The sequence below is a fragment of the Microvirga aerophila genome (genome assembly GCF_003332305.1).
In the GTDB taxonomy this organism is placed as follows: domain Bacteria; phylum Pseudomonadota; class Alphaproteobacteria; order Rhizobiales; family Beijerinckiaceae; genus Microvirga; species Microvirga aerophila.
Genome location: NZ_QOIO01000066.1, coordinates 1 through 25,873, shown reverse-complemented (window position 1 = coordinate 25,873; position 25,873 = coordinate 1). Strand labels below are relative to the sequence as shown.

Genomic DNA, 25,873 nt, shown 5'->3' with positions numbered 1-25,873 from the left:
GAAGTAGACTGGATGTCCGCTTCGGCACGGAACAAGAGACACTCCTAAAGTGATGGCAATTTCCTTGTGTGACCCAATTCAGACCTTCCGCCTGCCGAAAGCCACTTCGCTCCACTCGATCTGCCTATCTACCAGCGGTTTAGGCGTGAAATTCCCGGCTTTTAGAAGGCGGACGAGCTGATCGCCGGCATCGCACCCTCGAAAGCGGGTGTCGGCTAGATACGCTATAAACGAGTTCTGCTGCCTGAGGCCGAATGTCGGCGTATTCTAGTGCCGCATCCTCCCCGATAGGAGAAGAAGGTGCTGCAATGCCCGTCTACAAGGCTCCGGTCGAGGATTTCCTTTTCCTGGTGCTGGATGTGTTCCCCTTGGAGCGCCATAGCAACCTTCCAGGTTTTGCTGACATGACCTCGGGAACATTGAAGATGATCTTGGCCGAAGCTTCCAAGCTTGCTGAGGAGGCGTTTGTGCCCTCCAACCCTGTCGGGGACCAAGAGGGCTGCACCTGGCACCCGGACGGCTCTGTCACGACGCCAAACGGCTTCAAGGAGGCATACGAGGACTACACGTCCGGCGGCTGGATGGGGCTCTCGGCATCAGTTGACTTCGGGAGGCAAGGTCTGCCGGCGACTCTAAATGCGGTCATGCAGGAGTTCCTGTGTTCGGCTAATTTGGCCCTCAGCATGCACTTCGGGCTGACGCAAGGCGCGATTGCGGTGGTGCTCGCGCGCGGCACCCAGGAGCAGAAGAAGATCTTTGTGCCCAAGATGGTCGAAGGGGCGTGGACCGGCACCATGAACCTGACCGAGCCCCATTGCGGCACGGATCTTGGCCTTCTCAAGACCAAGGCCGTTCCCAACGGCGACGGCTCCTATGCCATCAGCGGCACCAAGATCTTCATCTCGGCCGGCGAGCACGATATGGCCGAGAACATCGTCCACCTGGTGCTGGCCCGAATCGAGGGTGCGCCCGCCGGCACGAAGGGCATCTCGCTCTTCGTCGCGCCGAAATTCATCGTGAATGACGACGGTTCCGTTGGCGAGCGTAACGGCGTCTCCTGCGGGTCGATCGAGCACAAGATGGGCATTCACGGCAACGCCACCTGCGTGGTGAATTATGATGGGGCGAAAGGCTGGCTGATCGGCCAGGAAAACCGCGGCCTCAATGCCATGTTCGTGATGATGAACGAGGCGAGGCTTGCAGCGGGTGTGGCAGGCTTGAGCCAGTCGGAGGTCGCCTACCAGAACGCCGTCGCCTGTGCCAAGGACCGGCTCCAGGGCAGGTCGCTCACGGGCGCGAAGTTCCCGGACAAGCCGGCGGACCCGATCATCGTGCACCCGGACGTGCGCCGGACGCTTCTGTCCATCAAGGCTTTTAACGAGGCGGCTCGCGCCCTGGTGGTGTGGACGGCGCTCAAGAGCGACATCGCCCATCGCTCCTCGGATGAGGCGGAGCGGCAATCGGCTGACGATCACATGGGCCTCATGACCCCGGTCGTGAAGGGCGTGCTGACGGATCTTGGCTTCGCCAATGCCGTCAAGGCGCAGCAGATGTTCGGCGGCCATGGGTACATCGAGGAGTGGGGCATGTCGCAGTTCGTGCGCGACGCCCGCATCACGCAGATCTACGAGGGAGCGAACGGCATCCAGGCCATGGATCTCGTGGGCCGCAAGCTCGGCAAGGACGGCGGGCGCGCCATCATGGGCTTCTTCAACGAAGTTGGAGCCTTCTGCCAGGAGAATGCCGGCGACGACACCCTGAAGGGCTTCATCGCGCCGCTCCAGGAGGGCTTGAGCCATCTCCAGCAGGCCACCATGTGGTTCATGCAGAATGCGATGGCCAAGCCTGACAACGCCGGCGCGGGCGCGACGGACTTCATGCACCTCTTCGGCCTCGTGGCCATGGGCTACATGTGGGCCAAGATGGCCAAGGTCGCACATTCGAAGAAACAGCAGGGCAACGGCGTCGCCGAGAAGATGGACGCGAAGCTTCTGACCGGCCGCTTCTTCATGGAGCGCCTGATGCCGGAAACCGCGTCGCGCCTCGCCTGCATCCAGGCTGGATCCGATACCATCATGGAAATGCCTACGCACTTGTTCTGAGAGCGATGCAGGGTCAAATCGCCTTTCTGTGCTCGTGCTGAAGACCGACTATGGCGGAAACGGCAGCTTTTGGCACTTCTCGGACATTGCGCTTTGGTCCGCTTGTCCACCATCACCGGACATTTGAGGAGACGCGAGGACCTCTTTGGTGTTACTGGCGCTCTGAAGAGAGCGCTGCTGCCATGAAGTGGCTGAACCGAACCGGCATGGCTATGAGTACTATGCTGCTCCTGGTGCTGTATGGCAGCTTAAACCAGGTTAGGGGGCGAGCATCGCACGCCTCCTGGTGAGTGGCTCTTCCTGAGGCTAAGCCGTAAATACCTCTTGCAGAGATATCAGTGCCGGACCATCGATCTCGAGTTTGGCGTCCTTCCAGTCATCTGTACACCATTCCGGAGCGCCATCCTCATAGGTGATCAAAAAGGCGTGCTTGCCTTGGGTCACCGTCCGAACAGCTTGTTCGATCCTCTCCTCATAATAGGAATGGTATCGGTCAAAGTCGGTGCCTTTGATGTCACAGATCTTCTGCACCTGTGGCCAGGTGATGCTTCCGCCGCCCAGAGTGATCTGCCGGAGCAACTCAACACTCGGCGCATCCAGAAGCGCAATGAGCTGCTGGGCCTGCGTCACCGTGATGGGTGCGCTGTGCCACGTTTCCTCCACCTCAGCGTCCTTGAAGAGGCTCAACAGGGAGCGCAGGTCCGCTTCCGCCAGTTTGCCCGTGATCACCACCTCGCCCTCAAACTGCAGTTCTACACGCATATCAATCTCCTTTGCGTTGGTCGTTTCGATCGGTTGGCCAGGAACGCTGCTCGGAGCGATCCCATCCCGCCACTAGGACAGGGCGCCAGCTTCGCTCGTGCCCGGTTGCCCTTGGGACCGTTCCTCCTCCCGTGCCGCGTACGTTGCGAGCGACTCGTCGAGGAACTGCATGAATTCGGCATGCGCCTTGGCCGCCTCTTCGGCATCCTGTTCAGCCTTGGCCGCCGGAGAGATTACCTCTGGCTCCAGCAGGCGAGCCTTGCCGTAGCCGCGGTCGAGAATGGAGTTAGCGGCAGACACACGGGCCGCTTCGCTCTGGCCGTGCTGGGCAACCTCAACCAGCACGGCCAGCGCGGTATCGGTGTGCGCCCGGGCGAGTTCTTCGAGCGTCAGCTTCTGCTCGACCGTTGCTTTGTTCCGGCGCCCGCTGGGACGTCCGGCACCGGCCCGTTTGCCACCCCGTCGCGTCATTTGATTTCCCTTTGATTTCTTCGCGTTCATCTGACCTCCTTTGATCGCGACCCAGTCTGCTCCTGCTCCAAGCGCCTCGCCTGGGCATCCGGAGGCAAAGCCGCTGGAAACCACCAGCCGTACCCGCGCGCGGATCGGATGTTCTCGGGGTTCGGCATGCGCTGCCCTTGTTCTCACGGTGTTGCTGCCAAGCGGCTCAGGCGGCTGTGCCCTCTACGACCCAGACCGGTGTACTCTTCGCCTCGAACTCCCGGGCGGCGCTGCGCTCAGCCTCGAGATAATCCCTCCAGCCGCGTGCTTCGATCCTTTGGGAAGGGCTTATCAAATGACTGCCAGTGCGCTGGCAGAGCCTGACATATCGAACGGCGAGGCGGGAGCAGTGGCCCTGCTCCTCAGGTAAGAGAGCCAAGAAGCGTCTCTTAACCTGCTTCCAGTCGATGTGTGGGTGGCTCGGCCAGTCGCTGCGCAGCCGCTTAAATCGATAGAGGGAGCTTTGAAACAGATTGAGAGTGTTCATTCTGCCGCCTCCTGAAAGACGTGCTGTGGCGGCCATTCGCTCGCGTAATAGCGTCCCCTAACCCCCCTGCGCTCCTTAGTGAAAATGTTGCTCTTACCGAGGAGGCCTTCAGCCTTCAGCCACGCCTCGTATTGAGGTGTGCCTTCCTCAGCGAAGAAGGTTGGTGCAGGCGTGGCATTCAGTGCCGAGGTGCGTCGGCCAGTGCGCCGTTCCGATCGGGAGTTCGGCAAAGCCCGCCCCCCTCCAAGGGGCGGGCGCTCAGCCGGACGACGTGCCGTCGTACTTTCTTTTTCTTCTTCTTTTTCTTTCTCTGTATCTTCTTCTTTATGGTTGAACGGACGCTCAACGGACGTTGAGGCGTTTTGTTGATTTCGTTGAGCTATTTCGATTTGATCTAATTCACGTTGTTCAGAGTGGATTTTGCCTCGTTTCGCGGCGCTCGCTTTTCCAGCCTTCGACTGCCCGTCCCGACGCTCATCCTGCCAGGCGATTTCTTCGTGTGTGAAAGCACTGTCGAGGCGACCGTCGGAAAGCCGCTCGAGCTTGTTCGCTGCGATCAAAGCCTCAAGCGCGGCGACGACTCTCTGCTCCCGTAAACCGGTGCGCCGTGCGAGGGTGCGGCTCGTCTCAGGGACAGGCCCTCCTGTCTCATAAATGCGCAGCATCAGGACGATGTACACATAGCCTTCGTCTGCCTCCATGCCGGCGATTTCGCCAAGGAGAGGAGCAGGAAAGCATCTAAACCAGGGGAGGCGACCGCTCATGGGAGGGCCTCCCAACTTTGGAAGGCGTATCGGTCTCCTGACCAGATTGGGATGAGTCTTGCCAGCTGTACAGCTGTAGGGCATTGTCTTTGGTGAGGCTTTTGGTGAGCTTCTGCTTTCACATTCATGCCACCGTTCCGGGGTCCAGCCGGAGCGGCGGTTTCTTTTTGAAGCTTGTGAAAAACGAGGGTTTGGTTTGCAAAGGGCTGGTTAACCCTTTGATACTCGGCGGCATGTTCGGGATTTGGTTTGCAAAAAACGTCAGAAATTTCAAAGCTCTGCCTTAGACTACGAATCTGGGGGTCAGAGGTTCGAATCCTTTCGGGCGCGCCATCAACCTTTCAAGAGGTTGGTTTTCCAGAACATGTTGGTTTTTCAGGTGCTTGCGCCAGGCTCGTGCTACACTCACGTGCTACAGGTTCAGGTTCGATGGCCCGCATGAAATATCTCCAGCGCCGCGCCAACCGCTTCGAGTTCCGTTTCCCTCTTCCCGACGACCTTGCCGGCAAGCCGGTCCCCGCGCCCTTGCCCGAGACGCTCGTGCCGCTGGTCAACCCGCGAACGGGTCGCTTCAAGACCGAGCTTATCCGCTCCCTTCAAACCAACGACGGCAAGGTTGCCGAGCGCAAGGTCCTGAGCCACATTGCCGAGACCCACGCCTTGGTGGACCAAGCGCGACAGCTGCTGCAGAACGGACCGCCGGCGGGGATCAGCCCTGACGAGATCACCGTCCTGGTTCGCGAGCACGAGATTGATCTGCTGCACGGCGATGAGGCCCTGCGCACTCGCGGCATCGGGCTCGACTTGGCACGACCGGGAGCGCCCGCACACCATGATGGGCTCGGGATGACCGATGATGACCTCGCCGCCTACAAGTACCTCATCACCTACTTGGACAAGTATGTTCGAGCGCAGGCCGCCAAGATGCGCCCGGGTGAACTGATCGGGTTCGCCGTCAACCGGGCCGTCGCGAAGCGGGGCATCGTTCTCCACCCCGATGACCCGGTCTGGCGGCAACTGGAACTCGGGTTTGTAAAGGCTCAGCGCAGCGCATTTGAGTCGATCAATGCCAGGCTTGAAGGCGAGGAGGTTCCCACCCCTGAACCATTGGCTCAAGCACAGGGTATAACGATCACAGGCGCTCTAAAAAGATGGACCGATGGGGGAAGTCGGGGAGCACGCAAGCCTCGGTCGAGGTCAGCCGCCGAGGCCGAGCAGGCAGTCCGGCGGTTTGTTGAGCTTCATGGGGATCTGGCGATCACAGCAATCACCAAAGCCCATGGCCGTGCCTTCCGGGATGCGCTGGCGAAGCTCCCAAAGGCCCTGCCGATGCGCCTCAGCAGAATGCTCCTTCCCGAACTCCTGAAGCAGGACCTGAGCCAATATCCAAAGCGGAGCGCCCAGACGGTCAACAAGATCCTGGCCCTGCTCGGCGGGGTCCTTGCTCGGGCGGAGCGGGACGGATTCTTTGAGGCCCTGCCGGCTTGGTCCAATCCGTTCCATGTTGGTTTCGGGATCGCGCAATCGGAAAGAGAGCCGTATGAGCCCTTCAGCCTAGAGGAGCTGCGACGGCTGTTTTCCTCGCCGGTGTTCGCCAATGGCGAGCGCCCACTGGGCGGACGAGGGGAGGCGGCCTTCTGGTTCCCGCTGATTGCCCTGTTCAGTGGGGCGAGGCGGACGGAGATTGCGCAACTGCGGATTGGTGATGTGCGCCAGGGGGAGGGTGGAATCTGGTACTTCGATTTCACGAACGAGGGCGAGGATCAGAGCCTCAAGACAGCTTCGTCCGCACGTTCCGTACCCGTCCACGCCGAATTGATCCGGCTGGGATTGCTGGACGTTCTCGCGGCCTCACAGGCGAACGCAGCGTCCCTATGGCCTGGGTTCGAGCCACCCATCGATCCGAAAGTTAAGGCTTGGACGAAGTGGTTCGGCCGCTATCTCGGAGCGCATGTGGTGGATCACCCAGCGAAGACGTTTCACTCGTTCCGCCACACGTTCAAACGGGCCTGCCGCGAGGCCGGGCTGAGCGAGGAGATCCACCATGCGCTGACCGGACATTCGGGGGGTGGGGTCGGACGCCGCTATGGCCGCGAGCGCAGGGCTGATGGCTCGCTCGACCGTGGCATCTCGCTTCAACGGCTGCAACGTGAAATAAACAAGATCGCTTATTCCGACTTATCGCTGCCGAGGCCGCAATCCCGGCCTGCATAACCCTTGCTAAAACTCAACCTCTACCCCCGCCAGCCCTGGCTCGGCTTAATCATGGCCGGAGCCATCCTACAGGCCCGCGGATTGACAAACCACCTGTTGCCGCCGGCCGTCGCGTTCAAGCAGCCGAAGTTCCGGCCGCGGGACAGGGCAGGGATCCTCGAGAAACTTGAAGGCTTCTGCCCAGTGGTCGAGGAAGCCGTTGCGATCGACAATAAGAATTTGGATCGGCTGATCCTCGCGCGCGAGCTGATGCACCGGGTCACCAGGGAATGTCGGGCGAACTCGAAGCTGCCGGAGCTGGCGGAGTTGTTTCTGTCGCGCCCGCTGGTGACGGTGCCGCTAGTGGTGCACGCCAGGTGGATAAGTCCCACTTGAAAGCCCAATGGCCGGGTCTTCCGGAGCTCGACGACCGGGTACCATCCGTCTAGCGTGCGCCACTGAGCGATATTGCTACGCACCCAGTTCCTCGGCCGCGATTCCGAACAATTCGTCCCCTGAACCGACAGCCACAAAATGACCGGCTCCCTCAACTGGATGCCAGGCCGCTCCAGGCATTCGGTCAGCCATCGTTTTGTTGATGGAAGCCGGTACTAGTCGATCATCCATTCCTTGCCACATGTGGACTCGCCTTTCGATTGTTGTCACGTTGAAAGCCCAACTCCGATAGAGGAGTTCACTGTCTCGAACCAGCCCGTCGCTGCCTTGAGCGAAGCATTCGGCACATGCTTCGTAGAAGGCGGTCTTGAAACCCGGTTGAAGCAAAATCTGTCGGTCGTAATCGTTGACGGCTTTCCGCAACTGTTTGTCGAAGGCCCCGCGGAAGTGTTTGGCGGTGATGCCAAGGGTCGCATACATGAGGCGGAAGCCAGGTTCAAAATGCAGTGCGAGGAATCCCCCCAGCGCATCGGCTTGAGAAAGGTAGTCGGCGGCCCAGTTGTCACCAAAGGTTCCGTAGCTTCCACCCGCGATGCTGCTGACATGGCGCAGTCGAAGAGGATCAATGTAAGCAGCCGCCGCAAGTGCCCATGGGCCACCCTCCGACCAGCCTGTCACTCCGAACTCGTGGTATCCTAACGCGTCGGCGATCGTCACCAAGTCGTCAGCCCAGCCAGAGTAGGTGCGTGTTTTTTGAGGACTGGACTGCCCTATACCGGGCCGGTCGACGCATATGAGCCGTAACCGATTCTTCGATGCTGAATTTGCGAAGAGGCGTGCCTCAAACCGGCTGCTGGGGCCACCATGATTGTGGATAACGAGCGGCCCGTGCGGATCTCCAACTTCGAGATATGTGAGATTGCGGCCGTCTTGGGTTGCGATCGTCTTTGTTGCTCCGATCGGAGGTATTGCGGGTCGCGGTTCACTCTCGGTGTCATCCATTGTTCCGCTCCGATGATGCTTCGTGCGCGAGCGTCGTAGTTTGATCGTAGATACACCTGATCATGGCGAGGATGGAATAACCATCACCGATCGACGGACAGCGTCACGAGTGGTCCACGCCAGGCTAATGAGCCCGCCTGAAAACTCATGGGCCGGACGTTCCGGGGCTCGCTGATCGGGCGCCATCCGTCTGGCGTGACCACTAGGCGCCACGCTCGTGAAGGTCACGCCCAAGGCCGTCGATCTAATGCTGGTTCAGCTCGGCAGGGCCCGCCCGCGCGAGCTCACCAGTCGCTCCCGCTACCGTGCCTGGGGCATCGTGTAAGGCCGTGCCTCCTAAGCTCTTAGGCTCTCGCTGCCTTGATCGCGTCCGGGATCATCCCCTGGATGGCCTCAATACGGTCCTGCGGGGCTGGATGGGTGGACAGGATGGCCGGCATACCACTACCCAGCTGGTCCACGCGCTGCCACAGCACTACTGCCTCGTGTGGATTGTAGCCGGCCTTCGCCATCATCAGCAGACCGAGCCGGTCCGCCTCCAATTCTTGTGCTCGTCCATACGGCCGCACGAGGCCAAACTCGACCCCCACCACGAGCAGCGCCGCAATCTCACGGGCGAATGCCACATCATTGACCTGAAGCAGAAAGCTGATCAGCCGCAAGCCCCATTGCCGCAAGGTCTCGGCGGAGACCCGCTCCCGCGAGTGCTCGGCCTGCAGGTGCCCGATCTCATGCCCGATCACAGCCGCAAGCTGGTCCTCAGTTCCGGCGATCCGAAGCATGCCCTCGAGCACGCCGATCTTGCGGCCGGGCAGCACAAAGGCGTTCGCCTGCGGCTGGGCGAACACTTGAACCTCCCAGCGGCCGGGGTCCTCCCCTGCGGCGACAAGGAGGCGTCTGGCGATCTCTGCCACCTGTTGCTGGGCTCGGGCATCCCGTGACACCGGCATCTGCTGGTGCAGCCTGGCCCAAGTTTCCAGCCCGAGCTGTTCTACGGTCCCGGCTGACACGATGAACGGCGCAATGCGCTCACATCCCGCCACAGCAGGTGCAAGCGCTGCACCCACGAACAGGTGCAGGGCCCGGCGCCGGGTCAGGGCAGTTGGTGCCAGTGAAGGGCTGTATCGCAGTTTGCAGGTGCACATTGTCTCGACAACTCCTGAGCCAAGCGGCTGCTTGCCGTAACCGCGGCAGCCCCTGGCCCAACTGCAGACCCGAGCCCGAAAAGGCCACAATCCTCGGCTGCCCTAAGAGCAGCGGCCGTGTCGGTCGGAGCGGGAGAACAATGATGAGGAGGCATCTGTCACGTCGCGGGTTTTTGGGCTGCCTGTGCTGTGCAGGTGCAGCGGGAATGAACCTGCCCAGTCATCCTGCCTGGGCAGCAGGTCCAAAGACCACCCTGACGCCGGATCAGGCGCTGGCGCTGCTGAAGGAGGGCAACGACAAGTTCATCACCGATGCGCCGTACCGGCAGGTTAATGACCGCGATCGGCGCCTTGAGATTGCCCGCGGCCAGACCCCGTTTGCTGTGCTGGTCTCGTGCTCCGACTCTCGTGTGCCGCCCGAGCTTTTGTTTGGGCGGGGCTTGGGCGAGCTGTTCATCGTGCGCAACGCCGGCAACACGGTGGACACCACCGCCCTGGGCTCGATCGAGTATGCCGTGGCCGAACTCGGCGTGCCGCTGGTGGTGGTGCTCGGCCATGAGAAGTGCGGTGCGGTGGATGCGGCTGTGAAGGTGGTAAAGGAGAACGCCACCTTCCCGGGAGCCATCGGCCAGATGGTGGAACCCATCGTGCCGGCGGTTCTCAGGGCTCAAACGCAACCAGGAGACCTGCTCGATAATGCGGTGCGGGAGAACGTGCGGCGCACGGTGAACCGGCTGCGCACATCCGAAACCCTGTTCCAGGAGCCATTGAGGACGGGCAAGCTCAAGATCGTGGGCGCTCGCTACGATCTGAGTAACGGCGACGTTGACTTCTTTGATGAGGGGTAGGCCGAGGAGCAAGCCTCTCGCGAGAGGCTTGCTGCACTGGAGCGGCAAACAGCCTGAGAGTGCTCGATCTCAAGCTACCGAGGGGGCGGGCGGCCACTGCGAGGCGGGGGCGGCCGGTCTGTTCGAGCAGCGCGTGTTCGACTGGAGGGATCGGATCGTCAGACGCTGAGGCAAAAGCCCCAGAGCTGGTTCATTTGGTCGCTAAGCTTGAGTATACAGACGAGATTCCAAAGGGCAGCTCCCGGCACACCTCGGATGCCGAACTTCCAGAAAGCCGCGGTCAGCGGCCCTTTGGATCTGCAAGTTCGATGCCAGCGTCTTCGTCGAATTTGCGTCCGGGTACCGTCGCCTGGTCTGGTCCTAACGCCATGTCCCCTGGAGCGGCCGCGTGCTGCGGCGCGGCGACGGACCTCGAAGGCGACGTCGAGGGGCCTGTAGCTGTCAGGGGATGGCCTTGCAAACGCAAGGTCGAGGCGGGGTAACGGCCGGGCGGGAGGCTCGGCCGTTGCCGAACGGATCCTCAGCGGCGATGAAGCAGTCGGCGGAGGAGGGCATCCACGATGAGGCCCTTCACGCCGTGCGGACGGTAGTGCCCTGGGTAGCCGGATCCATGCCCGTATGGAGGATACCCGCCGTGATCCCAGTGCCGTCCGCCCTTGTATCCCTTCCGCTTCTTGTACTTCCACGGCTTGCCATGGCCGTATCCGTAGCCAGGTTGCCGGCTCTGCCAGAGGAAAAAGATGAGCTTGGCGATTTTCTTGAACATTCGAGATCCCATGTGTGGTGATCGTGCGGACTGCCTTGGATGGGCGTGACGTCCGGCCGAGAGGCCATCGTCGCGCGCCATCGGGCGTACCCTGCGTAGGTTTGTGAGAAGGGCGAACGAGGAAGCTCGCCGTCAGGCCGATGTCATGGCATGGGAATCTGCATGGATATCTCCCAAGTTCGGAGCACGTCACACGCGCTCGTCAGGTGAGAGAGTCCGACATCGCAACCTCATGGGAGATTGCCAGAGGGGCCCGGACCCCGATGACATTCAGTTGGTGAAAGGACCGCTCTTTTGCAAGCCCGTCTTCCGGGGCTCCGCGGCCGTCATTCCTTTCGTGATGCGTCGCGGATCAAGGTGTCCGCGATCAACTGGCGTTCCTGGGTGAGGGAACCGGTCGCGACGGGCTGGCCCGCTCGCCTGTGTCAGTAGGCTGCATTCGAGGGATCACCTTCCTTCCGATGCAGATAGGCGTGGACCCAGGCGCATTGACGATCAGCCTCGTCCATCTGAACAAGGCCGTGAGCCCTTTCCCAATCGTCTCGGGCGTCCCACCAAAGTGCCTGCAACGCTCGGCTCCATCCCTCGGGAGGGCTGGGACGGGATAAGGATGCCTCGAACGTGTCTTCCATCATGATCAACCCTGCACCGGTCTTCCAGGCGTGATGCTGCCCATCTTGCCAGCGATATAGCCCGATCCGGCGTGGCGGAAAGATGCTCGGGGAAACGGAGCGCTCCGACGCTCTCACCCCGTGCGACCCGTCCCGACGGCTGCGGACGATCCGCAATAAGGTTCAGAACGAGACCCGGTTTCCCAAGATTGAAAAGGGAGAGGCGCTTGCACCCAGCCTTCGTCAGAAAGCCTGGGGATTTGTGCGGGCCCACCCTCAGCACGGCTCCATTATTGCCGTGGATCCAGTACGATTCGAGCGGATAGTAGGGTCGAAAGCGGCTGCAGAGGCTGTCTTTGATCAACTCTTCAGCCAAGGGATGGCAATTCGAGGGAATGGGGGCAAACGGCGGGTTCAGATTGCGGTCCAGGGTTTCGACCGCACCGGTCGCTCCCGCTGGGTGTGCTTGCGTGCAGGGACCTTGTGATCATTCAGTGATGAGGGCGCTCAACGATCGGCGTTGTGCGACCGAGGTCATCATCGCCGTTCATGCCTTGAACCGCATACCTGAGTTTGGACGCTCGAACTCCGTTCGCATCGTCTTAACGAGGGCAAAGGGTTGATGAGGGCGCTCAACGATCGGTCCGTGTACACGGTCTTTGATCGTGGGTTTCAGGATCGGGACTTGCTCCTATCGTTGCGGGTCTCAGATAGTAGCCAATCACGAAACGATTTTACGCTCTGCCTTTGTGTCTTGCGCTCGGAAAAAGCCACCCAGTAGCTTTCGCTGGACTGAACTGGATCCCCAAAAGGCAGGTGCAGTTCGCCTCTGGCAAGCTCCTGCTCAACATAATGCCAGGGCACGACTGCAAGCCCCAACCCACTCAGTGCGGCACTGATAAGCATCTCGCTATTCGCAAAGCGGATGCCTTGGATCACCCCGCTGTGGGCTAGCTTGGCAGTACGCAGCCAGGAAAGCCAAAGGCTGGGCCTGCTCGCATTCTGGAGCGTAGGAAGATGTGAAAAATCCAGCCGGTCGAGCTTGGTTGTCGCTGGAATAAGTTTCGGCGAGGCAACCACGGCCAGTTGTTCGGGAAAGAGGAGCGAAACGCGAGTATTCGGCCAAGAGCCTACCCCACGCATAATGGCAATGTCGATACGGCTCTGCTCGAAGTTGACCTCTGAGTCTACTGGAACTACCTCGATCGGCATACCAGGGTTCTTCGCGACAAAGCCGCCGAGGCGGGGTGCAAGCCAGCGCGTGGCAAGACCCGGGTGAGCGCCGATCATCAGAGATGCGTCCGCCTTACGCCCGCGAACTGCGTCAATGGAGACCTCCTCCAGCTTATTAAGCATCTGCGCAACTTCCTGAAAGTAGTTGGCGCCCGGATCTGTCAGTACGAGGCGTGAGCCAGAACGCTCGAAAAGCCGTACCCCCAGGTATTGCTCCAGATTATTTATCTGTCGGCTGATGCCGCTCTGGGTGATGGCAAGTTCGTCGGCAGCCTTCGTAAAACTCATGTACCGCGCAGCGGCCTCAAAGGCTTGAAGCGCCGATAGCGAAGGCAAAAATCGTCGCATAATGTTCCACCGATTCGCACCCCACATGACTAATAGTCATGACGAACCGAATTTTTCAAGTTTTACATCCAAGAGCCAGCACACCAACAATGTTCATGTAGTAAGAAGTACGGTTACCTTGCGACATAATAACGTGTAGCCACGAAACTTCAGAGGGAAAGACAATGATCACTCGCAGGACATTCGGGAAGATTATCGGAGCGACTGCAATAAGTGCCTCGACGGGCACACTCACAGTCGCAAACGCGCAATCGACCAGTTCACTCGAACGCGTGAAGTCGTCTGGTACCTTACGCATCGGCGTTATCGCAGACGGTGCTCCCTATTATCAAAAGGGACTCAGCGACGGGAAATGGCGGGGCTTTTACATCGATATCTGCCAGAAGCTTGCTGAGGACCTTGGTGTAAAGTTGACGATGCTAGAGACTACATGGGGCAACTCAGTCCTCGATTTGCAAGCCGAGAAGATTGATGTGTTCTTCGGCCTCAACCCTACGCCTGAGCGACAGAAGGTGATCGACTTCTCTGAGCCGGTTTTCAAAAACTCTTTTACACTCATTGCCAAAAAGAGTGTCACAGCAAGGACGTGGGACGACTTCAATAAACCGGAGATGCGCATTGGGGTCGATGCCGGCTCATCGCACGACTCAGCTATAGCGCGACACGCCCCCAATGCGCAGGTTTCCCGCCTCAAGACAGCCAGCGACGTGACGGCAGCACTACAGGCTGGTCGGGTCGACGCACAATGCCTCGTTTTGGTGCTAGCCTTAGCCCTTCGGTCAAAGAACCCATCACTCGGAGAGCTCGTGATTCCGACGCCGGTCGACTTCACAACTTCCCACGCTGGCTTTCGGCGCGAGGACGACCAGTCCTGGCGGCAGTTCGTGAATAGCTGGATCTTGAAGCACCGTGACAATGGCTTCATTAAGTCGACGATCACGCGCAACATGGAGCTCGTCGGCGTCAAGGAAACTGATTTACCGCCAGGCTTCGAGATCTGAGCATTGTCTTCGTTCCTGCGGAGACCACTCTGCAGGAACTTGTTCCTTAGTGGCGGCACTTCCATGTATGAATGGGACTTCTCTATTCTGTTAAACTATCGTTGGCTCCTCCTACAGGGCATGGGCATTACGATAGCTTTCACAGCGGCCATCGTGATAGGAGGCATGGCAATTGGCCTGCTTGCCGCGATCTGCCTCCTGTCCCGCTTCAAGATCCTACGAGCCCTGTCTCTTGGCTTCATCGAAGCCTTTCGCTGTACGCCAATCCTCGTCCAGTTAATCTGGTTCTACTACGCCCTTCCCATCCTCATGGGCATTTCGATGACGCCGACTATGGCCTCGCTACTGGCACTCTCCTGTTATGGAGGCGCTTTTTACGCAGAAATCATCCGCGGCGGCATTGTCTCCATCGACGCGGGACAATCCGAGGCCGGAGCTGCACTCGGGATGACTCCAGGACTTGCTATGCGGCGCATCATTCTGCCTCAGGCATTGAGACGGATGGTGCCGCCACTGATGAACCAGTCGATCCTCCAGTTCAAGAACACCTCACTGGTCTCTGTCTTAGCCGTTCCAGATCTTGTCTACCAAGGCCAGATGGTTGCGCATGACAGTTTCCGTCCTCTGGAAACTTACACTGCAATCGCCGTCGCGTACTTCGCAATCCTTTTCCCACTCACGGTGTTTGTTCGCAACCGGGAACGCAAGCTGAGGACGAGCTAATGACCACGTCCGCGCCGATGATAGAAGTCAATGCGCTGCGCAAGAGCTTCGGAGCGCTCCAAGTTCTAAAAGACATCAATTTTAAGGTGGAGACCGGCGGCGTTGTAGCGTTGCTCGGTCCCTCTGGATCTGGAAAATCAACTCTACTCCGCTGCATCAATCTGCTCGTAGTGCCGGACGATGGTGCAATCCGGGTCGGGACGACGACCTTCGCATTCGGACCGACACGCAAACCACCGCGCACCCGCGAACTAGCGGCGTTTCGTTCGCGTACCGGAATGGTGTTCCAGAACTTTAATCTCTTCCCGCACATGAGCGTGCTGCAGAACGTGATGGAAGCACCGGTGTATGTTCGTAAGCTGCCCCGTAAGGACGCCCAGGACTTAGCCATGGCCCAACTGGAAAAGGTCGGTCTTTCTGACAGAGCGCACCAGATGCCGGAAACGCTTTCTGGCGGTCAGAAGCAGCGAGTTGCAATCGCCCGCGCGCTGGCGATGGAGCCCGAGGTTATGCTCTTCGACGAGGCAACCTCGGCGCTTGACCCCGAGCTAGTCTCCGAGGTGCTTCTCACTATACAGCAACTTGCGGCTGACGGCATGACTATGGTGATTGTTACGCACGAGATTGCCTTCGCCCGTGAGGTTGCTGACCGCGTCGTATTCATGCGGGATGGCGTGGTGGTCGAGGAAGGTCCGGCTCGCCAAACAATCGACGAGCCGCGTATGGAAGCGACGCGTACGTTTCTTAGCCACTTCCATAAAGGCCAGATGCCGCGCTGAAGCCGCCCTTCTGGGCGAGATACCAGGAGAATGACAATGGAATGCGTTGAGCGGCTTCGCCTGTTCTTGGTCGAAAGTCCTATCAAGATGGCCCGCCTGCAGGGTATCGGCAACATCAAGGGCACAGTGAAGCGAGTGCTGGTCGAGCTAACGTCTTCATCAGGCATCACGGGCTGGGGTGAGGCCGCGCCCTGGGAGGTGTTTACCGGCACCGCAGAGGGAGCCTTCGCGGCAATCGACATCTACCTTCGGCCATATGTCATTGGCGCGCCGGTAAAGGAAATCCGGGCGCTTACACATACGATGGATAAGGCCTTGGTCGGCCATGGCGAAGCGAAGCTCGCCATCGAAATGGCGATGTATGACATTCTCGGAAAGTCCTGCGGGTTATCAGTTGCAGATCTCCTCGGTGGCCGCGTTCGCAACGAGATTCCACTCTCATTCTCCATCGCCGACCCGGACTTCGGCGCTGACATGGCTCGCATGGAGGAGATGGTGCGATCCGGTCATGAGATCTTCAAAGTCAAGACTGGAGTGAAGTCGCATCGCGAGGACATGTCGCATCTGGAGGCGATGCGAGAAGCCTTTGGCGACCGCCTCGACCTCAGGATTGACTACAATCAAGCGCTACAGCCTTTCGGCGCCATCTCTGTGCTCCGCGACGTTGAGCGCTTCCGGCCGACGTTCATCGAGCAGCCTGTGCCACGCGACTGCCTCTCAGCAATGGCCTCTTTCGTAGAGGCACTTGATACACCGATTCTAGCAGACGAGAGCTGCTTCGATGCCCGCGACGTGATGGAACTCGTGAGGCTAAAGGCTGCCGACGCAATATCAGTAAAGCTAATGAAAGCTGGTGGAATCTTAAAGGCGCAGGCCCAGATGGCGATCGCCGACACGGCACGCCTGCCCGGCTATGGCGGGACATTGTGGGAAGGTGGCATCGCGCTTGCTGCAGGTACCCAGTTCATCGCTGCTACACCAGGCGTGTCGCTGGGCTGCGAGTTTTATATGCCCCATCACGTGCTGACTGAGGATGTGTTGGAGAAGCGCATTGAGAACCGCAGTGGTCGGGTGGTCATCCCGGACGGAGCCGGTCTCGGCATCTGTGTAAGCGACACCTCGCTGCGCAGCAATGCGCGCGTTATCGAGGAGCGATGAAGAGACTAGATGGTTGAGCAGAATGTGCCCTTCGCCTGAAACACTGGTCGGTGCGACATCCTCAAGGACGTGAAGAAAACCTTCGCAGGGCAGCGAGCTACCACTGGCATATGCCACTCGCAACGGCTGTTGTGGAAACGCCCGTAATGCAGCCAAGGTAAGATGGGTAGAGCGCCTTAAGCGTCTCACGAAGGCGAATGCATGTTGTTTGCCGGAGAGAGCGCTCTGTCCCATTGTTCAGCCAGCTTACAATACAAAGTTCTGATGAAACATACAATAGGAGCTAAGTTATGAATGGCGCGTCCACTCTCGTTAAGATGCTAACAGAATATGGGGTTGAAGTAATCTTCGGCGTCCCGGGAGACACCAACGTTGCCTTTTACCAAGCTCTCAAGGCTACCGAGGGCGCACCGCGACATATCATGTGCAGGGATGAGCGTTCTGCTGTCTACATGGCAGACTGCTATGCCCGATTGTCCGGTAAGCCAGGAGTAGCCGAATGCCCAAGTGGGGCCGGCGCTATGTACGCCCTACCAGGGGTTGCTGAAGCGAACAAATCGTCAGTGCCCTTGATGCTTCTTGTAAATGACATTCCGCAGCCGGGCGTCGGCCGAGGCACGTTGACCGAATTACCAATCGAGGAGCTCTTCCGTTCGATCTCGAAGCATACCGAGTCACTAAACAGTGTCGGAAAGCTGCCAGAGGTCGTGCGCCGTGCCTTCCGAAAGGCAACCGGTGGAAGGCCAGGTGCGGTTGTCCTGTCCCTCCCTGAGGATCTCCTCTACCAAAGCGTACCGGAAGAAGGAGTATCGCTCCACATCGAGGAACATTGCCGCCAAGCTCCTTCTTACCGTGTGCGGCCTCAAGGGGTTGACCTTGAAGCCGCTATAACCTCGGTTCTTGGCGCAGAGCGGCCGATCATCGTTGCCGGTGGTGGCGCAAATCGCTCTGGCGCCGCTGAAGCAATCACCAGATTCGCTGAGCGCCTCGATGTTCCAGTCGTCACTACGATCACAGGGCAAGGCGTCATCCGAGATGATCACCGTCTTGCCACCGGCATCATCGGCGACAATGGCTTCCACCCACATGCAATCTGGGCGCTCGGACGTGCCGATCTAGTGATCTACGTCGGCTGCCGAATGGGCTCAGTGGCGACGATGAATTGGAAGTGGCCGGCTCCGCACGGTGAAACACGCATTATTCAGATCGATCTTGATCCGGACACCATTGCCAACACTTATCCAATCGACCTGCCAGTCGTCGGCGACGCGAAACTTGTGATGGAGGACCTCCTAGCTCGGGTGCCATCAAACTTTACTCCGCGTGCTAGTGCGTGGGTCGACGAGATCAATGCCAAGCGAGCCGAGTTCTGGGATGTGATGTCACCGTACCTGCAGGACGACAGCACTCCGCTCCGCCCAGAACGAGTTATCGAGGCTCTGAACCGCCATCTGCCCGCACCCTGTCACGTGATCTCAGATGCCGGAACGCCTACACCCTACTCGACGCGCTTCCTTCGACTGCACGATCCCCGATCGAAGCTCGTGATTCCACGCTTCTTTGGGGGACTCGGCTATGCAATCCCGGCCGTCGTCGGCGCCTATTACGCTGCCCCGAACCTGCGGCCTGTCGGTCTCTTCGGTGACGGGTCTCTAGGTATGACAGCGGGAGAACTAGAGACGCTAGCCCGTTTGAACATCCCGGCAGTCCTTATTCATTTCAATAACGCTTGCTTTGGGTGGATCAAAGCGCTCCAGCGTGTTCATGCACCGGACAAGAACAACGATGGAACTTTCAGTGTCGACTTTGGCGCATATAACATGAGCAAGCTTGCAGAGGTCTACGGCATTCGGGGTTATCGGGTAGAAACACCGGCTCAGCTCGAGAGCGCGCTCGAAGAAGCCTTCAGCCTCAATGAGCCGTGCTTCTTGGACATCGTAGTTGAGTCAATCGCCGACCGCCTCCCACCTGTGTTCTCCTGGTTGACGAAGGTCGGCGTCGATCCGGAAGTAGCTGGAACGCAAGCTCAGTTCTGACAACTATCCTGTGGGAACGAGTGATTGAGGCGAAGCCAATGGGAATCAGAGATCAAGAAGCCAGACTGGGTCGAAGATTGGCCGCGGGCATGGCGTTTGGTGCTGGGCACAATGTGACTCTTGGGGACGCCTCTAAAAGGCATTTGGAACAGAATCCTACGTCCCTATTTGTGCAAGCAGTTACATCCAATCTGATACGGTTCCTGCTGACGCGCCAAATTCTGGGCATACGGCGCCAAAGAGGCGCGTCGGCGGCACACGCAGACAGTCGGTCCGAGCAGTATTTATATCCCATCGGGATAAGGCGCCGCATATCGAACTCTCCATGTGACGTGATGATCGTAGGAGCAGCCGATGGCAGAGCCGAAATGAATGATGAATGATATGGTCCGACACCATTTTGGCTCGCAACCACCTAAAAGCGTAGTGGTCGGGCACAGGTATAATAACGCTCGAGGTTACGACCGCCTTGCCCTGATGTAACTGCGTTTTGAGTGGAAGTCCTGCTGCGCGACTGCACCCGGCACCATACCAGTTTGCTCCATAGCAGGAGCCGGAACCTCAAATTGGGCAGCTACTTTCGGAAGGCGTGGGATGGATGCACGGACGATCCCTTAGGTTCGGGCGCCCAACGATCGTGTTCATAAATAGTTCTTAGTGTCGAGCAGAGTACTTTGAGCAAATTTTTTATCTGACGAGGTCCAGGTAACATCCATGAGCTTGCATATCGTTGTAATTGGAGCCGGCATCGTTGGTGCTGCATCTGCTATAGAGCTAATGCGCGAAGGACATCGGGTTACTATTGTGGAGCCCGGCGAGCCAGGAGGTGAGCAGGCTGCGAGCTATGGCAATGGAGCCTGGATCAGTCCCGCATCAGTGGTCCCCATGTCTATGCCCGGGCTGTGGAAGAAGGTGCCAGGTTATCTGCTGGATCCGCTGGGTCCTTTGACGATCCGGGCATCCGAGTTCCCACGACTGCTGCCTTGGCTGATGCGATTCCTCTATGCTGGAGCGACTGTCACCCGAGTGGAAGCGACAGCTCGGGCCTTGTCTGTCCTGCTCCACGACTCTCCAATCCGACACGCCAAACTGGCTGAAGAGGCCGGGGTGAAGGATCTCATCAAACGATCGGGTTTGCTGTACGTCTACCCGGATCGCGCTGCATTCGAGACAGAGGCTCTCGCTTGGAAGCTAAGGCGCGATAACGGGGTGCAGTGGCTTGAGCTAAACGCAGAGCAACTTCGTGCGAAGGAGCCTTCGCTGGACAGTCGATATAAGTTTGGAGCTCTGGTTGAAGCAGGAGCTCACTGCGTCGACCCAGGTAAGTACGTCGCCGCACTTGTTCATCATGCACGATCACAGGGAGCGACTATCATTGAGGCGCGTGCCATTGGTTTCGACGTACAGGCTGGTCGGCTGCGAGCAGTTCGCACCGAAGCCGGCGAAGTCGTGTGCGATCGAACTGTTGTCGCCGCAGGAATTCAATCGAAGTCCCTAGCATTGCAAGCGGGAGACCGTGTAAGCCTTGAGAGCGAGCGAGGATATCACGTTGTCATCTCCGACCCCGAGGCAGCTCCACGCATTCCAGTTATGCCGAGCGACGGGAGAATGGCAAATACTCTAACCTTGAAGGGCTTGCGGGCATCAGGTCAGGTTGAGCTTGCTAGCGTCGGTGCGGCACCAAACTGGAAACGAGCTGCGGTTCTCCTCAACCACGCACTTCGCACCTATCCGCAGTTGCCTAGGCAGATCCCCGAGGAGCGGATCTCACGCTGGATGGGACATCGACCGTCAACCCCCGACGGGTTGCCGGTGATCGGACCGGCCCGAGCTTCTCCAGACATCGTCTACGCTTTTGGTCATGGCCATGTGGGCCTTGCGTCAGGCCCTGCTACTGCAAGCATCGTAGCCGACGTCCTTGCTGGGCGTCCGTCGCCGGTGCCCGTATCTGTCTATGCGGCTTCTCGATTTCAGAGGTGGTTGGGCGGCCAACCTTCCATCTCACAAGAGCCAAGCACAACCCATGCGTAGACTTCCTTACCCTGCTGCTCTGCAGCTGACATAACCTCCAACCAAGGCTCTATCGCAAATCCTAAGTGGATTTGAAGGGATGGAGGCGAGCGTCGCTCCCCTTCATGCTGCGACGAATTCGAACTGCTCCGCAAGTGACATGTTTGAACTGCAGGCATACTTCGCCTGTCCTTTGCGCAACATGTGTATCGTTTCGATCCCGCCCAGGATCACACAAGCGCTGTTCATTGACTTGAACCGAGCATCGGCCGAGCCCGCCTCTTAATACCGCGATGATCCTGTTCAATGCGGTTGTTGAGGTAGGCACTTCGGCGGATGCGAATAGGGTTCAACTATCGTCCTGATCGATCCTGGAGCCGGTCTGCAGTGTCGCAGAACAGGATTGCCGCGCGTTTCGTCTGGCTCCCGTCGATCACAATCCTATCAGGCCGGCCATGCCGCTTGAGCGCCTTGGGCAGAACCCGTTTGGCGGCTGTCGGATTGCGCCGTTCGCTGAACCAGAACTCGACCGTGTCACCATTGCTGTCGATCGCACGATAGAGATACCGCCACTGACCCCGGACCCCGATATATGTCTCGTCCATATGCCATTTGCCCGTGACAGGCAGCTTACGTGCGTTAAAGCGCTTCAGAAGTTCGGGCGAGCACCGGACAACGCGTCTGTGACCGATCGCGTGGTCGGCCGAGATGGCGCTCGGCCATCATCTCCTCAAGGTTCCGCAGGCTCAGATTGTAAGCGAGGTACCACCGGACGCAGCGCAGGATGACTGCGCGATCGAAATGCCTGCCCTTGAACACCTATTCCTCTGCCACTGAGACCTCCACTCCAGTAGATGGAAATCTGAAAAAAGGTTTGCGACAGAGCCCTTCAGATGAGTCGCTGAGAGATTACTAGGAAGGCTGGACGCCGAGGCTCGCACGTGACGTCTTGTGTTTCAGCAAAGGGCGAACGTGCGCTCCCACACGCAGCAACACAGTCGCGCTGAACCCACCCAGGACATGCGAATTGGCTCAGCGGGCGCGATGGAGCATGGCGATGGATAGCAGAGCGAGCACGATCATGTTGGCATCTCATGACCTGATCGAGGGGCTGGAGCTCCCGAACACGCTCACCCCGTCCCGCACTCACACTACTCTCGTGATCGGGAACTTCCTGCGAAAGCTCTACAGTGATAGCCTCGCTGAGGATCTTCCCCAGCGGCTGCAAACCTTGATTGCCAGGCTCGAGGCTGCAGGCCGCGAGACGCGGCCAGACTTGCGCTGAGATCACACGAGGGACCTGGGGGGCGGTGCATCTGTGCCGATCGACTACTTCGACGTCGACGTTGCTGACCGAAGGCGGCTGGCTCTACGGCTCAGCGACCTCGGTCGGGCGGAGTTTCTTACCGAGAGATCATCAGCCGCTGAGGAAGGCGCTCAGACGCGACCAGAGCTGCTTCGACCCGGTTGCGCACCTGCAGCTTCTGCAGGATGTTGGTCACATGGTGCTTGATCGTCTTCTCGCTCAGATCAAGCGTGTTGCCAATCTCCTTGTTGCTGCGGCCCTTGACCAGGATCGACAGGATCTCGTCTTCGCGCGGCGTCAGATCCGAGAAGCGATCCGCGGGCTTCGCCGCCCGAACACTCCCCGGGTGAGGGCGCATCAGGAGCTTGGCCGCAAGGCTGGGTGAGACGTAGCTCTCGCCCTGGTGCAGCATCTGCACCGCATGCACCAGGTCACGACCGCTGGCTCCCTTGAGCAGACACCCTCTCGCCCCTCGCTGCAAGGCTGTGCCGACCCGCTCCTCGTCCGCCACCATGGTGAAGAGCAGGATCTTGGTCGCAGGGTGCTGCTGCGTGATGGCCTCAAGGCCACCGTCCAGCAGGCTCAGGTCGAGCACGATCACGTCTGGTGCACTCTCACGGGCAATCAGCAGGGCATCTCGTAGGGATGCCCCTTGGCCACTCACCTCAAGGTCCGGCTGCGCCGCCAGGCTGAAGACGATTCCGTCCCGAAACAGCGGATGCTGGTCGACAACGCCAACGCGGATCTTCTGTGCCATGGGGCCCCCTCCAGTTGGCAGCAACCATGAAATTGGTCACACGCCGGCACTTGGCACGATGCTTGATGGCACCATGCGCCACTGCTTTCACTTGGTTCTAAAGCCCTGTCCGAACCAAACTCGCGCTGCCGCAAGGAACCAGGGTTGTCACCCCGCTCTGCGTTGATGCCGTCATTGGTTTTGTACGAGGACTAGGAAGATTATAGCCATGATGCGCTGCAGCACAATGGTGTTGACGCAAAGTAAACACAATCTCGCCTTATCTAAAGTAGTACTACGAACTGCGTATGATGGCTGACGTGTTCAAATCTCGCCTGGGGGCGGGCTGCCATGGAGGTGATCCTCTTTGGAAAAACAAAATTAGCGCCCGCCATTCTCGTCACGGAACTTCCCATACGCAATAAAGTCACCGACTTTCCTGGCGGCGAAAGTCAGTGCCGTCATGTGATGGTCGAGGCGTGTCTCAAATAGAACCTTCCTAGATTTAAGTCCTCCGCACACCACGTACATCTCATTGAAGTAGATGGTGATGTATCTATCCTCGCCTAGGAAGAAGCGTACAAACTGGCCTTGATCGACAGTGATCTTAACGTGCTGCTCGTCCCTGAGCAGAGAGATCATAATGGTAGCTTTGCCTATCAAGACTTCCATTCGCGCTCTCGATAATTCAGCTTGAGCAGATACCTTGGCTAGCTCCATGCGCTCGTCTTCTTGGGCCAAAGCGATAACTGACTGAAGCATGGACGCCTTTTCAGCCGCAGTAATACTCATCTCGTTCATGGAAGCCGTCAGTGCCGTATCGATTGGATGCCGTTCAGCTAATGTGGACGGGACGGTCGAACAGATGAAGACCCAGTCGAGACCTTTATTCCTAAGAGTTAGGTTACGTCTCGGCACTCGGGGTTCTTCATCTCTACAAACACCAGGGCCCCAGCCAAGGGAAGTCGGGTGAACTCTTAGCAAGGCGTCTGCATCCCTGCGAACCACCCTGTTTCAATAGCAGTTCTCAGCGACAACACTACTGTGCTCTTCACTACGATAGGGAACATGGCTTAATGTTTTTCTGGAGAAGCTGCCGGTTGAAGGATGAACCGATTGGTCAGAAATCCCACGATGCTAACAATCTCTTCCTTTGGTAGCGTGAGTCCGACCGGCCCAAACTTCGGATGATAAAACCCAAAAAGGACTCCTTCCGGTGGAGACGCCCGGATGGTCCATTTGGTGTTGGCAGCAACGCTGATCGGCGGTTCATCGCGCTCGAAGGGCGGGATCGGATGCCCCTTGACCATTTGGCTTCTTGCATTGCCAAGTTTGTCTATCAGTTGATCAAGCTCATTGAGTGTGAGGTCCACCAGATGTCCTGGCTGCCCAAGAGGTTTGAGCTCGATCGTCGCGGTTTTGCGGTCGTCAGCAACTCGGATTTTAGCTCTTGCCCTAGGCATGACCGAGCCCCCACATCCGGCTATCTTAGCTCTAACTTGAGCACACGGCTTTTTCGCGTCCATGCTGCAGGAGGCTGTGACTCTTCTCATGGTCAGGATCAGGGATTGGGCTGTGCCGCTGCCAACCTTTGGCATTCTTGAGTATCGCTCTCCTGGTCGTGTTCTTGCAGCGTCAGACATGCGGCCTTACAAGCATGGACCCTGGCGGTGGTGCGACTATAGCAGGATGAAGGCGTCAGACCTTGCTCCGATGACATAGATTGCCGGAGCGATCATCTTCTCCTGCGACTAGGATCGACCTGATCTCTCAGGAGAAACAGGCATGAGGATCGTTCTTGCTATTTCGATCTGCGTGTTTGCAACATCAGCACATGCTGATCATTGGACGGGTAAGGTGGCCCAAACCCGGTACGCTGTCGATACTTGCTTGAGCAGCCTCGCCAACACACTCCCGAGCCAGCCGAGTCATCGGCCATGAGTGACGACCTGCACCAGCCGGATGAAAACCTATGCCCGAGCGCTCAGGTGCCAGTCATGGGAGCAGACTGGTAGACCTGAACATAAGGGTAAGAACTGTTCGATCTAATCCGTAGCCCACCGGGTCGGACTGAAAGGAGTGCCCCAGCCAAGGGGGGTCGGTGGACCCTTGGCCAGGGCGTCTGCTGTGTCTGAGCACACTGCGCCGGACTGATACGCAACGCGACCGGTCCCGTCATTATGCAATGGCCAAGGTTAATATTCGGTGCTGGACGTGTTCGAGGGCGAGCTGTCTTACGACACTGACCCTTCAGCCTCGGTGAATGGAACAGCCAGCACCGTCTGGCCAGCCTCATCCACAATCTCGATAACGAACTGCTTTCGCGCTTCGATAGGCAACTCGCGCCAGGACGAGCGAGCCGCGATCAAAACCCGCGCCAACTGCAAGGCAACGGCATGGGCAGACTCGATACTAGGAAGGTCTAGTTTTCTAGGATGTCCGTAGCGATCGCGACCATTCCAGATATGAAGAGAATACTGGGGCATGACTAACAGGATTATCAGCCATGAAAGCACCGAGCATCAGGCGCAACTAAGGACTAGTTCTTATACATCCGTCATCGGCAACAAAAGAGTCTGAGAGAGGATCACCAGCGGAAACGATCACGCAAGCGGCGCAGCCTGTTGGATTACTCCTCATTATAAACCGTCTGTAGACGATGATCGCGGAATATAGCAGCAGCCGTTTCGTTTTCTGTTGGTCGCTGTGACTGGCTCTGGATCTGCCCGGCTGATCATAAGGAAACCGAACATGGGCTACGAATCGGCGGTAGGTCCCGTACTCGTTGCAGTTATCGCTTTCATTGCTTTCATGACGGTCTTGTACTGGTTCGTCTCTTATCGTTTCCGGGAGGTCATCATCGGATTTATCGTTGCTGGGACGGTGCTGGAACTCATGGTCATCCTCCCCATCTGGGTTGTAAGTATTTAGCCATGGTTGAGCCGAGAGCGGCTTGGCAGAGCCCG

The 25,873-nt window shown here is 58.5% G+C and carries 25 protein-coding genes and 1 pseudogene; 13 read left to right on the top strand and 13 right to left on the bottom strand.

Annotation, left to right across the window (positions count from 1 at the left end; all coding sequences use genetic code 11):
• The first annotated feature begins 308 nt into the window (after window positions 1-308).
• Entirely contained in the window at window positions 309-2,102 is a 1,794-nt protein-coding gene (locus DRB19_RS25145; RefSeq protein WP_114188757.1) for an acyl-CoA dehydrogenase C-terminal domain-containing protein, read from the top strand.
• A gap of 306 nt (window positions 2,103-2,408) precedes the next feature.
• Here the strand turns inward: DRB19_RS25145 and DRB19_RS25140 are convergent, their stop codons facing one another.
• The 4 genes from DRB19_RS25140 to DRB19_RS25125 form a co-directional block, all read right to left on the bottom strand.
• Window positions 2,409-2,864: a hypothetical protein gene (locus DRB19_RS25140; RefSeq protein ID WP_114188756.1), complete on the bottom strand. Its 456-nt coding sequence runs from the start codon at window positions 2,862-2,864 to the stop codon at window positions 2,409-2,411.
• Between the two features lie 72 nt (window positions 2,865-2,936).
• Entirely contained in the window at window positions 2,937-3,365 is a 429-nt protein-coding gene (locus DRB19_RS25135; protein WP_114188755.1) for a hypothetical protein, read from the bottom strand.
• 166 nt (window positions 3,366-3,531) lie between these two features.
• On the bottom strand, window positions 3,532-3,852 hold the full coding sequence (locus tag DRB19_RS25130; RefSeq protein ID WP_114188754.1) for a hypothetical protein: 321 nt from the start codon (window positions 3,850-3,852) through the stop codon (window positions 3,532-3,534).
• Window positions 3,849-4,616 (bottom strand): DUF1376 domain-containing protein, encoded by a 768-nt coding sequence (locus DRB19_RS25125; protein ID WP_162815855.1) that lies wholly within the window; start codon window positions 4,614-4,616, stop codon window positions 3,849-3,851. The genes DRB19_RS25130 and DRB19_RS25125 overlap by 4 nt, the downstream gene beginning before the upstream one ends.
• Before the next feature lie 429 nt (window positions 4,617-5,045).
• On the opposite strand from DRB19_RS25125, the gene DRB19_RS25120 reads away from it, so the two are divergent.
• Together DRB19_RS25120 and DRB19_RS25115 are read left to right on the top strand one after the other, a co-directional pair.
• On the top strand, window positions 5,046-6,830 hold the full coding sequence (locus tag DRB19_RS25120; protein ID WP_114188752.1) for a site-specific integrase: 1,785 nt from the start codon (window positions 5,046-5,048) through the stop codon (window positions 6,828-6,830).
• 3 nt (window positions 6,831-6,833) lie between these two features.
• Window positions 6,834-7,205: a DUF1612 domain-containing protein gene (locus DRB19_RS25115; protein WP_276330634.1), complete on the top strand. Its 372-nt coding sequence runs from the start codon at window positions 6,834-6,836 to the stop codon at window positions 7,203-7,205.
• Between the two features lie 75 nt (window positions 7,206-7,280).
• On the opposite strand, the gene DRB19_RS25110 is transcribed toward DRB19_RS25115, so the two are convergent.
• Entirely contained in the window at window positions 7,281-8,207 is a 927-nt protein-coding gene (locus tag DRB19_RS25110; RefSeq protein ID WP_114188751.1) for an alpha/beta fold hydrolase, read from the bottom strand.
• Between the two features lie 217 nt (window positions 8,208-8,424).
• On the opposite strand from DRB19_RS25110, the gene DRB19_RS25105 reads away from it, so the two are divergent.
• The gene (locus DRB19_RS25105; RefSeq protein WP_245439822.1) at window positions 8,425-8,532 is read left to right on the top strand and encodes a helix-turn-helix domain-containing protein; all 108 of its coding nucleotides are present in this window, start codon (window positions 8,425-8,427) and stop codon (window positions 8,530-8,532) included.
• Window positions 8,533-8,551: 19 nt separating this feature from the next.
• On the opposite strand, the gene DRB19_RS25100 is transcribed toward DRB19_RS25105, so the two are convergent.
• Window positions 8,552-9,352: a M48 family metallopeptidase gene (locus DRB19_RS25100; protein WP_114188750.1), complete on the bottom strand. Its 801-nt coding sequence runs from the start codon at window positions 9,350-9,352 to the stop codon at window positions 8,552-8,554.
• 206 nt (window positions 9,353-9,558) lie between these two features.
• Between DRB19_RS25100 and DRB19_RS25095 the strand changes: the two genes are divergently transcribed.
• On the top strand, window positions 9,559-10,200 hold the full coding sequence (locus DRB19_RS25095; protein ID WP_245439820.1) for a carbonic anhydrase: 642 nt from the start codon (window positions 9,559-9,561) through the stop codon (window positions 10,198-10,200).
• A 520-nt stretch (window positions 10,201-10,720) separates the two neighbouring features.
• Here DRB19_RS25095 and DRB19_RS25090 read toward each other — a convergent pair.
• Window positions 10,721-10,966 carry a hypothetical protein gene (locus DRB19_RS25090; RefSeq protein WP_114188748.1) on the bottom strand — a complete coding sequence of 82 codons (246 nt, stop codon included), beginning with the start codon at window positions 10,964-10,966 and terminating at the stop codon, window positions 10,721-10,723.
• A gap of 1,283 nt (window positions 10,967-12,249) precedes the next feature.
• Window positions 12,250-13,158 (bottom strand): LysR substrate-binding domain-containing protein, encoded by a 909-nt coding sequence (locus DRB19_RS25075; protein ID WP_114188758.1) that lies wholly within the window; start codon window positions 13,156-13,158, stop codon window positions 12,250-12,252.
• A 164-nt stretch (window positions 13,159-13,322) separates the two neighbouring features.
• Between DRB19_RS25075 and DRB19_RS25070 the strand changes: the two genes are divergently transcribed.
• From DRB19_RS25070 to DRB19_RS25045, 6 genes are all read left to right on the top strand, one after another.
• Entirely contained in the window at window positions 13,323-14,159 is an 837-nt protein-coding gene (locus DRB19_RS25070; protein ID WP_114188746.1) for a transporter substrate-binding domain-containing protein, read from the top strand.
• Between the two features lie 63 nt (window positions 14,160-14,222).
• Entirely contained in the window at window positions 14,223-14,882 is a 660-nt protein-coding gene (locus DRB19_RS25065; protein ID WP_114188745.1) for an amino acid ABC transporter permease, read from the top strand.
• Window positions 14,882-15,661 carry an amino acid ABC transporter ATP-binding protein gene (locus tag DRB19_RS25060; protein WP_114188744.1) on the top strand — a complete coding sequence of 260 codons (780 nt, stop codon included), beginning with the start codon at window positions 14,882-14,884 and terminating at the stop codon, window positions 15,659-15,661. Before DRB19_RS25065 ends, DRB19_RS25060 begins: the two co-directional genes overlap by 1 nt.
• 30 nt (window positions 15,662-15,691) lie before the next feature.
• Window positions 15,692-16,819, top strand: a complete 1,128-nt coding sequence (locus DRB19_RS25055) for an enolase C-terminal domain-like protein (RefSeq protein WP_114188743.1) — start codon at window positions 15,692-15,694, stop codon at window positions 16,817-16,819.
• Between the two features lie 290 nt (window positions 16,820-17,109).
• Entirely contained in the window at window positions 17,110-18,855 is a 1,746-nt protein-coding gene (locus tag DRB19_RS25050) for a thiamine pyrophosphate-binding protein (RefSeq protein ID WP_114188742.1), read from the top strand.
• Window positions 18,856-19,569: 714 nt separating this feature from the next.
• The gene (locus DRB19_RS25045) at window positions 19,570-20,886 is read left to right on the top strand and encodes an NAD(P)/FAD-dependent oxidoreductase (RefSeq protein WP_114188741.1); all 1,317 of its coding nucleotides are present in this window, start codon (window positions 19,570-19,572) and stop codon (window positions 20,884-20,886) included.
• 102 nt (window positions 20,887-20,988) lie between these two features.
• Here DRB19_RS25045 and DRB19_RS25040 read toward each other — a convergent pair.
• Window positions 20,989-21,684 (bottom strand): annotated as a pseudogene (locus DRB19_RS25040) (IS6 family transposase).
• A gap of 262 nt (window positions 21,685-21,946) precedes the next feature.
• Here DRB19_RS25040 and DRB19_RS25035 point away from each other — a divergent pair.
• Window positions 21,947-22,150 carry a NepR family anti-sigma factor gene (locus DRB19_RS25035; RefSeq protein WP_147022417.1) on the top strand — a complete coding sequence of 68 codons (204 nt, stop codon included), beginning with the start codon at window positions 21,947-21,949 and terminating at the stop codon, window positions 22,148-22,150.
• Window positions 22,151-22,268: 118 nt separating this feature from the next.
• On the opposite strand, the gene DRB19_RS25030 is transcribed toward DRB19_RS25035, so the two are convergent.
• The 4 genes from DRB19_RS25030 to DRB19_RS31970 all read right to left on the bottom strand — a co-directional run bounded on the left by DRB19_RS25030 (window position 22,269) and on the right by DRB19_RS31970 (window position 25,393).
• Complete coding sequence (locus tag DRB19_RS25030) at window positions 22,269-22,928, bottom strand: LuxR C-terminal-related transcriptional regulator (protein WP_114188739.1); 660 nt, start codon at window positions 22,926-22,928, stop codon at window positions 22,269-22,271.
• A gap of 360 nt (window positions 22,929-23,288) precedes the next feature.
• Window positions 23,289-23,708, bottom strand: a complete 420-nt coding sequence (locus DRB19_RS25025; protein WP_114188738.1) for a hypothetical protein — start codon at window positions 23,706-23,708, stop codon at window positions 23,289-23,291.
• Between the two features lie 272 nt (window positions 23,709-23,980).
• Window positions 23,981-24,505: a hypothetical protein gene (locus DRB19_RS30250; protein ID WP_162815854.1), complete on the bottom strand. Its 525-nt coding sequence runs from the start codon at window positions 24,503-24,505 to the stop codon at window positions 23,981-23,983.
• Window positions 24,506-25,141: 636 nt separating this feature from the next.
• Window positions 25,142-25,393, bottom strand: coding sequence for a DUF6894 family protein (locus DRB19_RS31970; RefSeq protein ID WP_114188736.1), 252 nt, complete (start codon window positions 25,391-25,393; stop codon window positions 25,142-25,144).
• 265 nt (window positions 25,394-25,658) lie between these two features.
• Here DRB19_RS31970 and DRB19_RS25010 point away from each other — a divergent pair, with 265 nt between their 5' ends.
• Window positions 25,659-25,838 (top strand): hypothetical protein, encoded by a 180-nt coding sequence (locus tag DRB19_RS25010; protein WP_114188735.1) that lies wholly within the window; start codon window positions 25,659-25,661, stop codon window positions 25,836-25,838.
• The last annotated feature ends 35 nt before the right edge of the window (window positions 25,839-25,873 follow it).

Bases quoted from the DNA above. Each gene is read 5' to 3' on its own strand.
- DRB19_RS25145 (WP_114188757.1), top strand. From the start codon at position 309: ATGCCCGTCTACAAGGCTCCGGTCGAGGATTTCCTTTTCCTGGTGCTG.
- DRB19_RS25140 (WP_114188756.1), bottom strand. From the start codon at position 2,864: ATGCGTGTAGAACTGCAGTTTGAGGGCGAGGTGGTGATCACGGGCAAA.
- DRB19_RS25135 (WP_114188755.1), bottom strand. From the start codon at position 3,365: ATGAACGCGAAGAAATCAAAGGGAAATCAAATGACGCGACGGGGTGGC.
- DRB19_RS25130 (WP_114188754.1), bottom strand. From the start codon at position 3,852: ATGAACACTCTCAATCTGTTTCAAAGCTCCCTCTATCGATTTAAGCGG.
- DRB19_RS25125 (WP_162815855.1), bottom strand. From the start codon at position 4,616: ATGAGCGGTCGCCTCCCCTGGTTTAGATGCTTTCCTGCTCCTCTCCTT.
- DRB19_RS25120 (WP_114188752.1), top strand. From the start codon at position 5,046: ATGGCCCGCATGAAATATCTCCAGCGCCGCGCCAACCGCTTCGAGTTC.
- DRB19_RS25110 (WP_114188751.1), bottom strand. From the start codon at position 8,207: ATGGATGACACCGAGAGTGAACCGCGACCCGCAATACCTCCGATCGGA.
- DRB19_RS25100 (WP_114188750.1), bottom strand. From the start codon at position 9,352: ATGTGCACCTGCAAACTGCGATACAGCCCTTCACTGGCACCAACTGCC.
- DRB19_RS25095 (WP_245439820.1), top strand. From the start codon at position 9,559: ATGAACCTGCCCAGTCATCCTGCCTGGGCAGCAGGTCCAAAGACCACC.
- DRB19_RS25090 (WP_114188748.1), bottom strand. From the start codon at position 10,966: ATGTTCAAGAAAATCGCCAAGCTCATCTTTTTCCTCTGGCAGAGCCGG.
- DRB19_RS25075 (WP_114188758.1), bottom strand. From the start codon at position 13,158: ATGCGACGATTTTTGCCTTCGCTATCGGCGCTTCAAGCCTTTGAGGCC.
- DRB19_RS25070 (WP_114188746.1), top strand. From the start codon at position 13,323: ATGATCACTCGCAGGACATTCGGGAAGATTATCGGAGCGACTGCAATA.
- DRB19_RS25065 (WP_114188745.1), top strand. From the start codon at position 14,223: ATGTATGAATGGGACTTCTCTATTCTGTTAAACTATCGTTGGCTCCTC.
- DRB19_RS25060 (WP_114188744.1), top strand. From the start codon at position 14,882: ATGACCACGTCCGCGCCGATGATAGAAGTCAATGCGCTGCGCAAGAGC.
- DRB19_RS25055 (WP_114188743.1), top strand. From the start codon at position 15,692: ATGACAATGGAATGCGTTGAGCGGCTTCGCCTGTTCTTGGTCGAAAGT.
- DRB19_RS25050 (WP_114188742.1), top strand. From the start codon at position 17,110: ATGAATGGCGCGTCCACTCTCGTTAAGATGCTAACAGAATATGGGGTT.
- DRB19_RS25045 (WP_114188741.1), top strand. From the start codon at position 19,570: ATGAGCTTGCATATCGTTGTAATTGGAGCCGGCATCGTTGGTGCTGCA.
- DRB19_RS25035 (WP_147022417.1), top strand. From the start codon at position 21,947: ATGTTGGCATCTCATGACCTGATCGAGGGGCTGGAGCTCCCGAACACG.
- DRB19_RS25030 (WP_114188739.1), bottom strand. From the start codon at position 22,928: ATGGCACAGAAGATCCGCGTTGGCGTTGTCGACCAGCATCCGCTGTTT.
- DRB19_RS25025 (WP_114188738.1), bottom strand. From the start codon at position 23,708: ATGAACGAGATGAGTATTACTGCGGCTGAAAAGGCGTCCATGCTTCAG.
- DRB19_RS30250 (WP_162815854.1), bottom strand. From the start codon at position 24,505: ATGCCAAAGGTTGGCAGCGGCACAGCCCAATCCCTGATCCTGACCATG.
- DRB19_RS31970 (WP_114188736.1), bottom strand. From the start codon at position 25,393: ATGCCCCAGTATTCTCTTCATATCTGGAATGGTCGCGATCGCTACGGA.
- DRB19_RS25010 (WP_114188735.1), top strand. From the start codon at position 25,659: ATGGGCTACGAATCGGCGGTAGGTCCCGTACTCGTTGCAGTTATCGCT.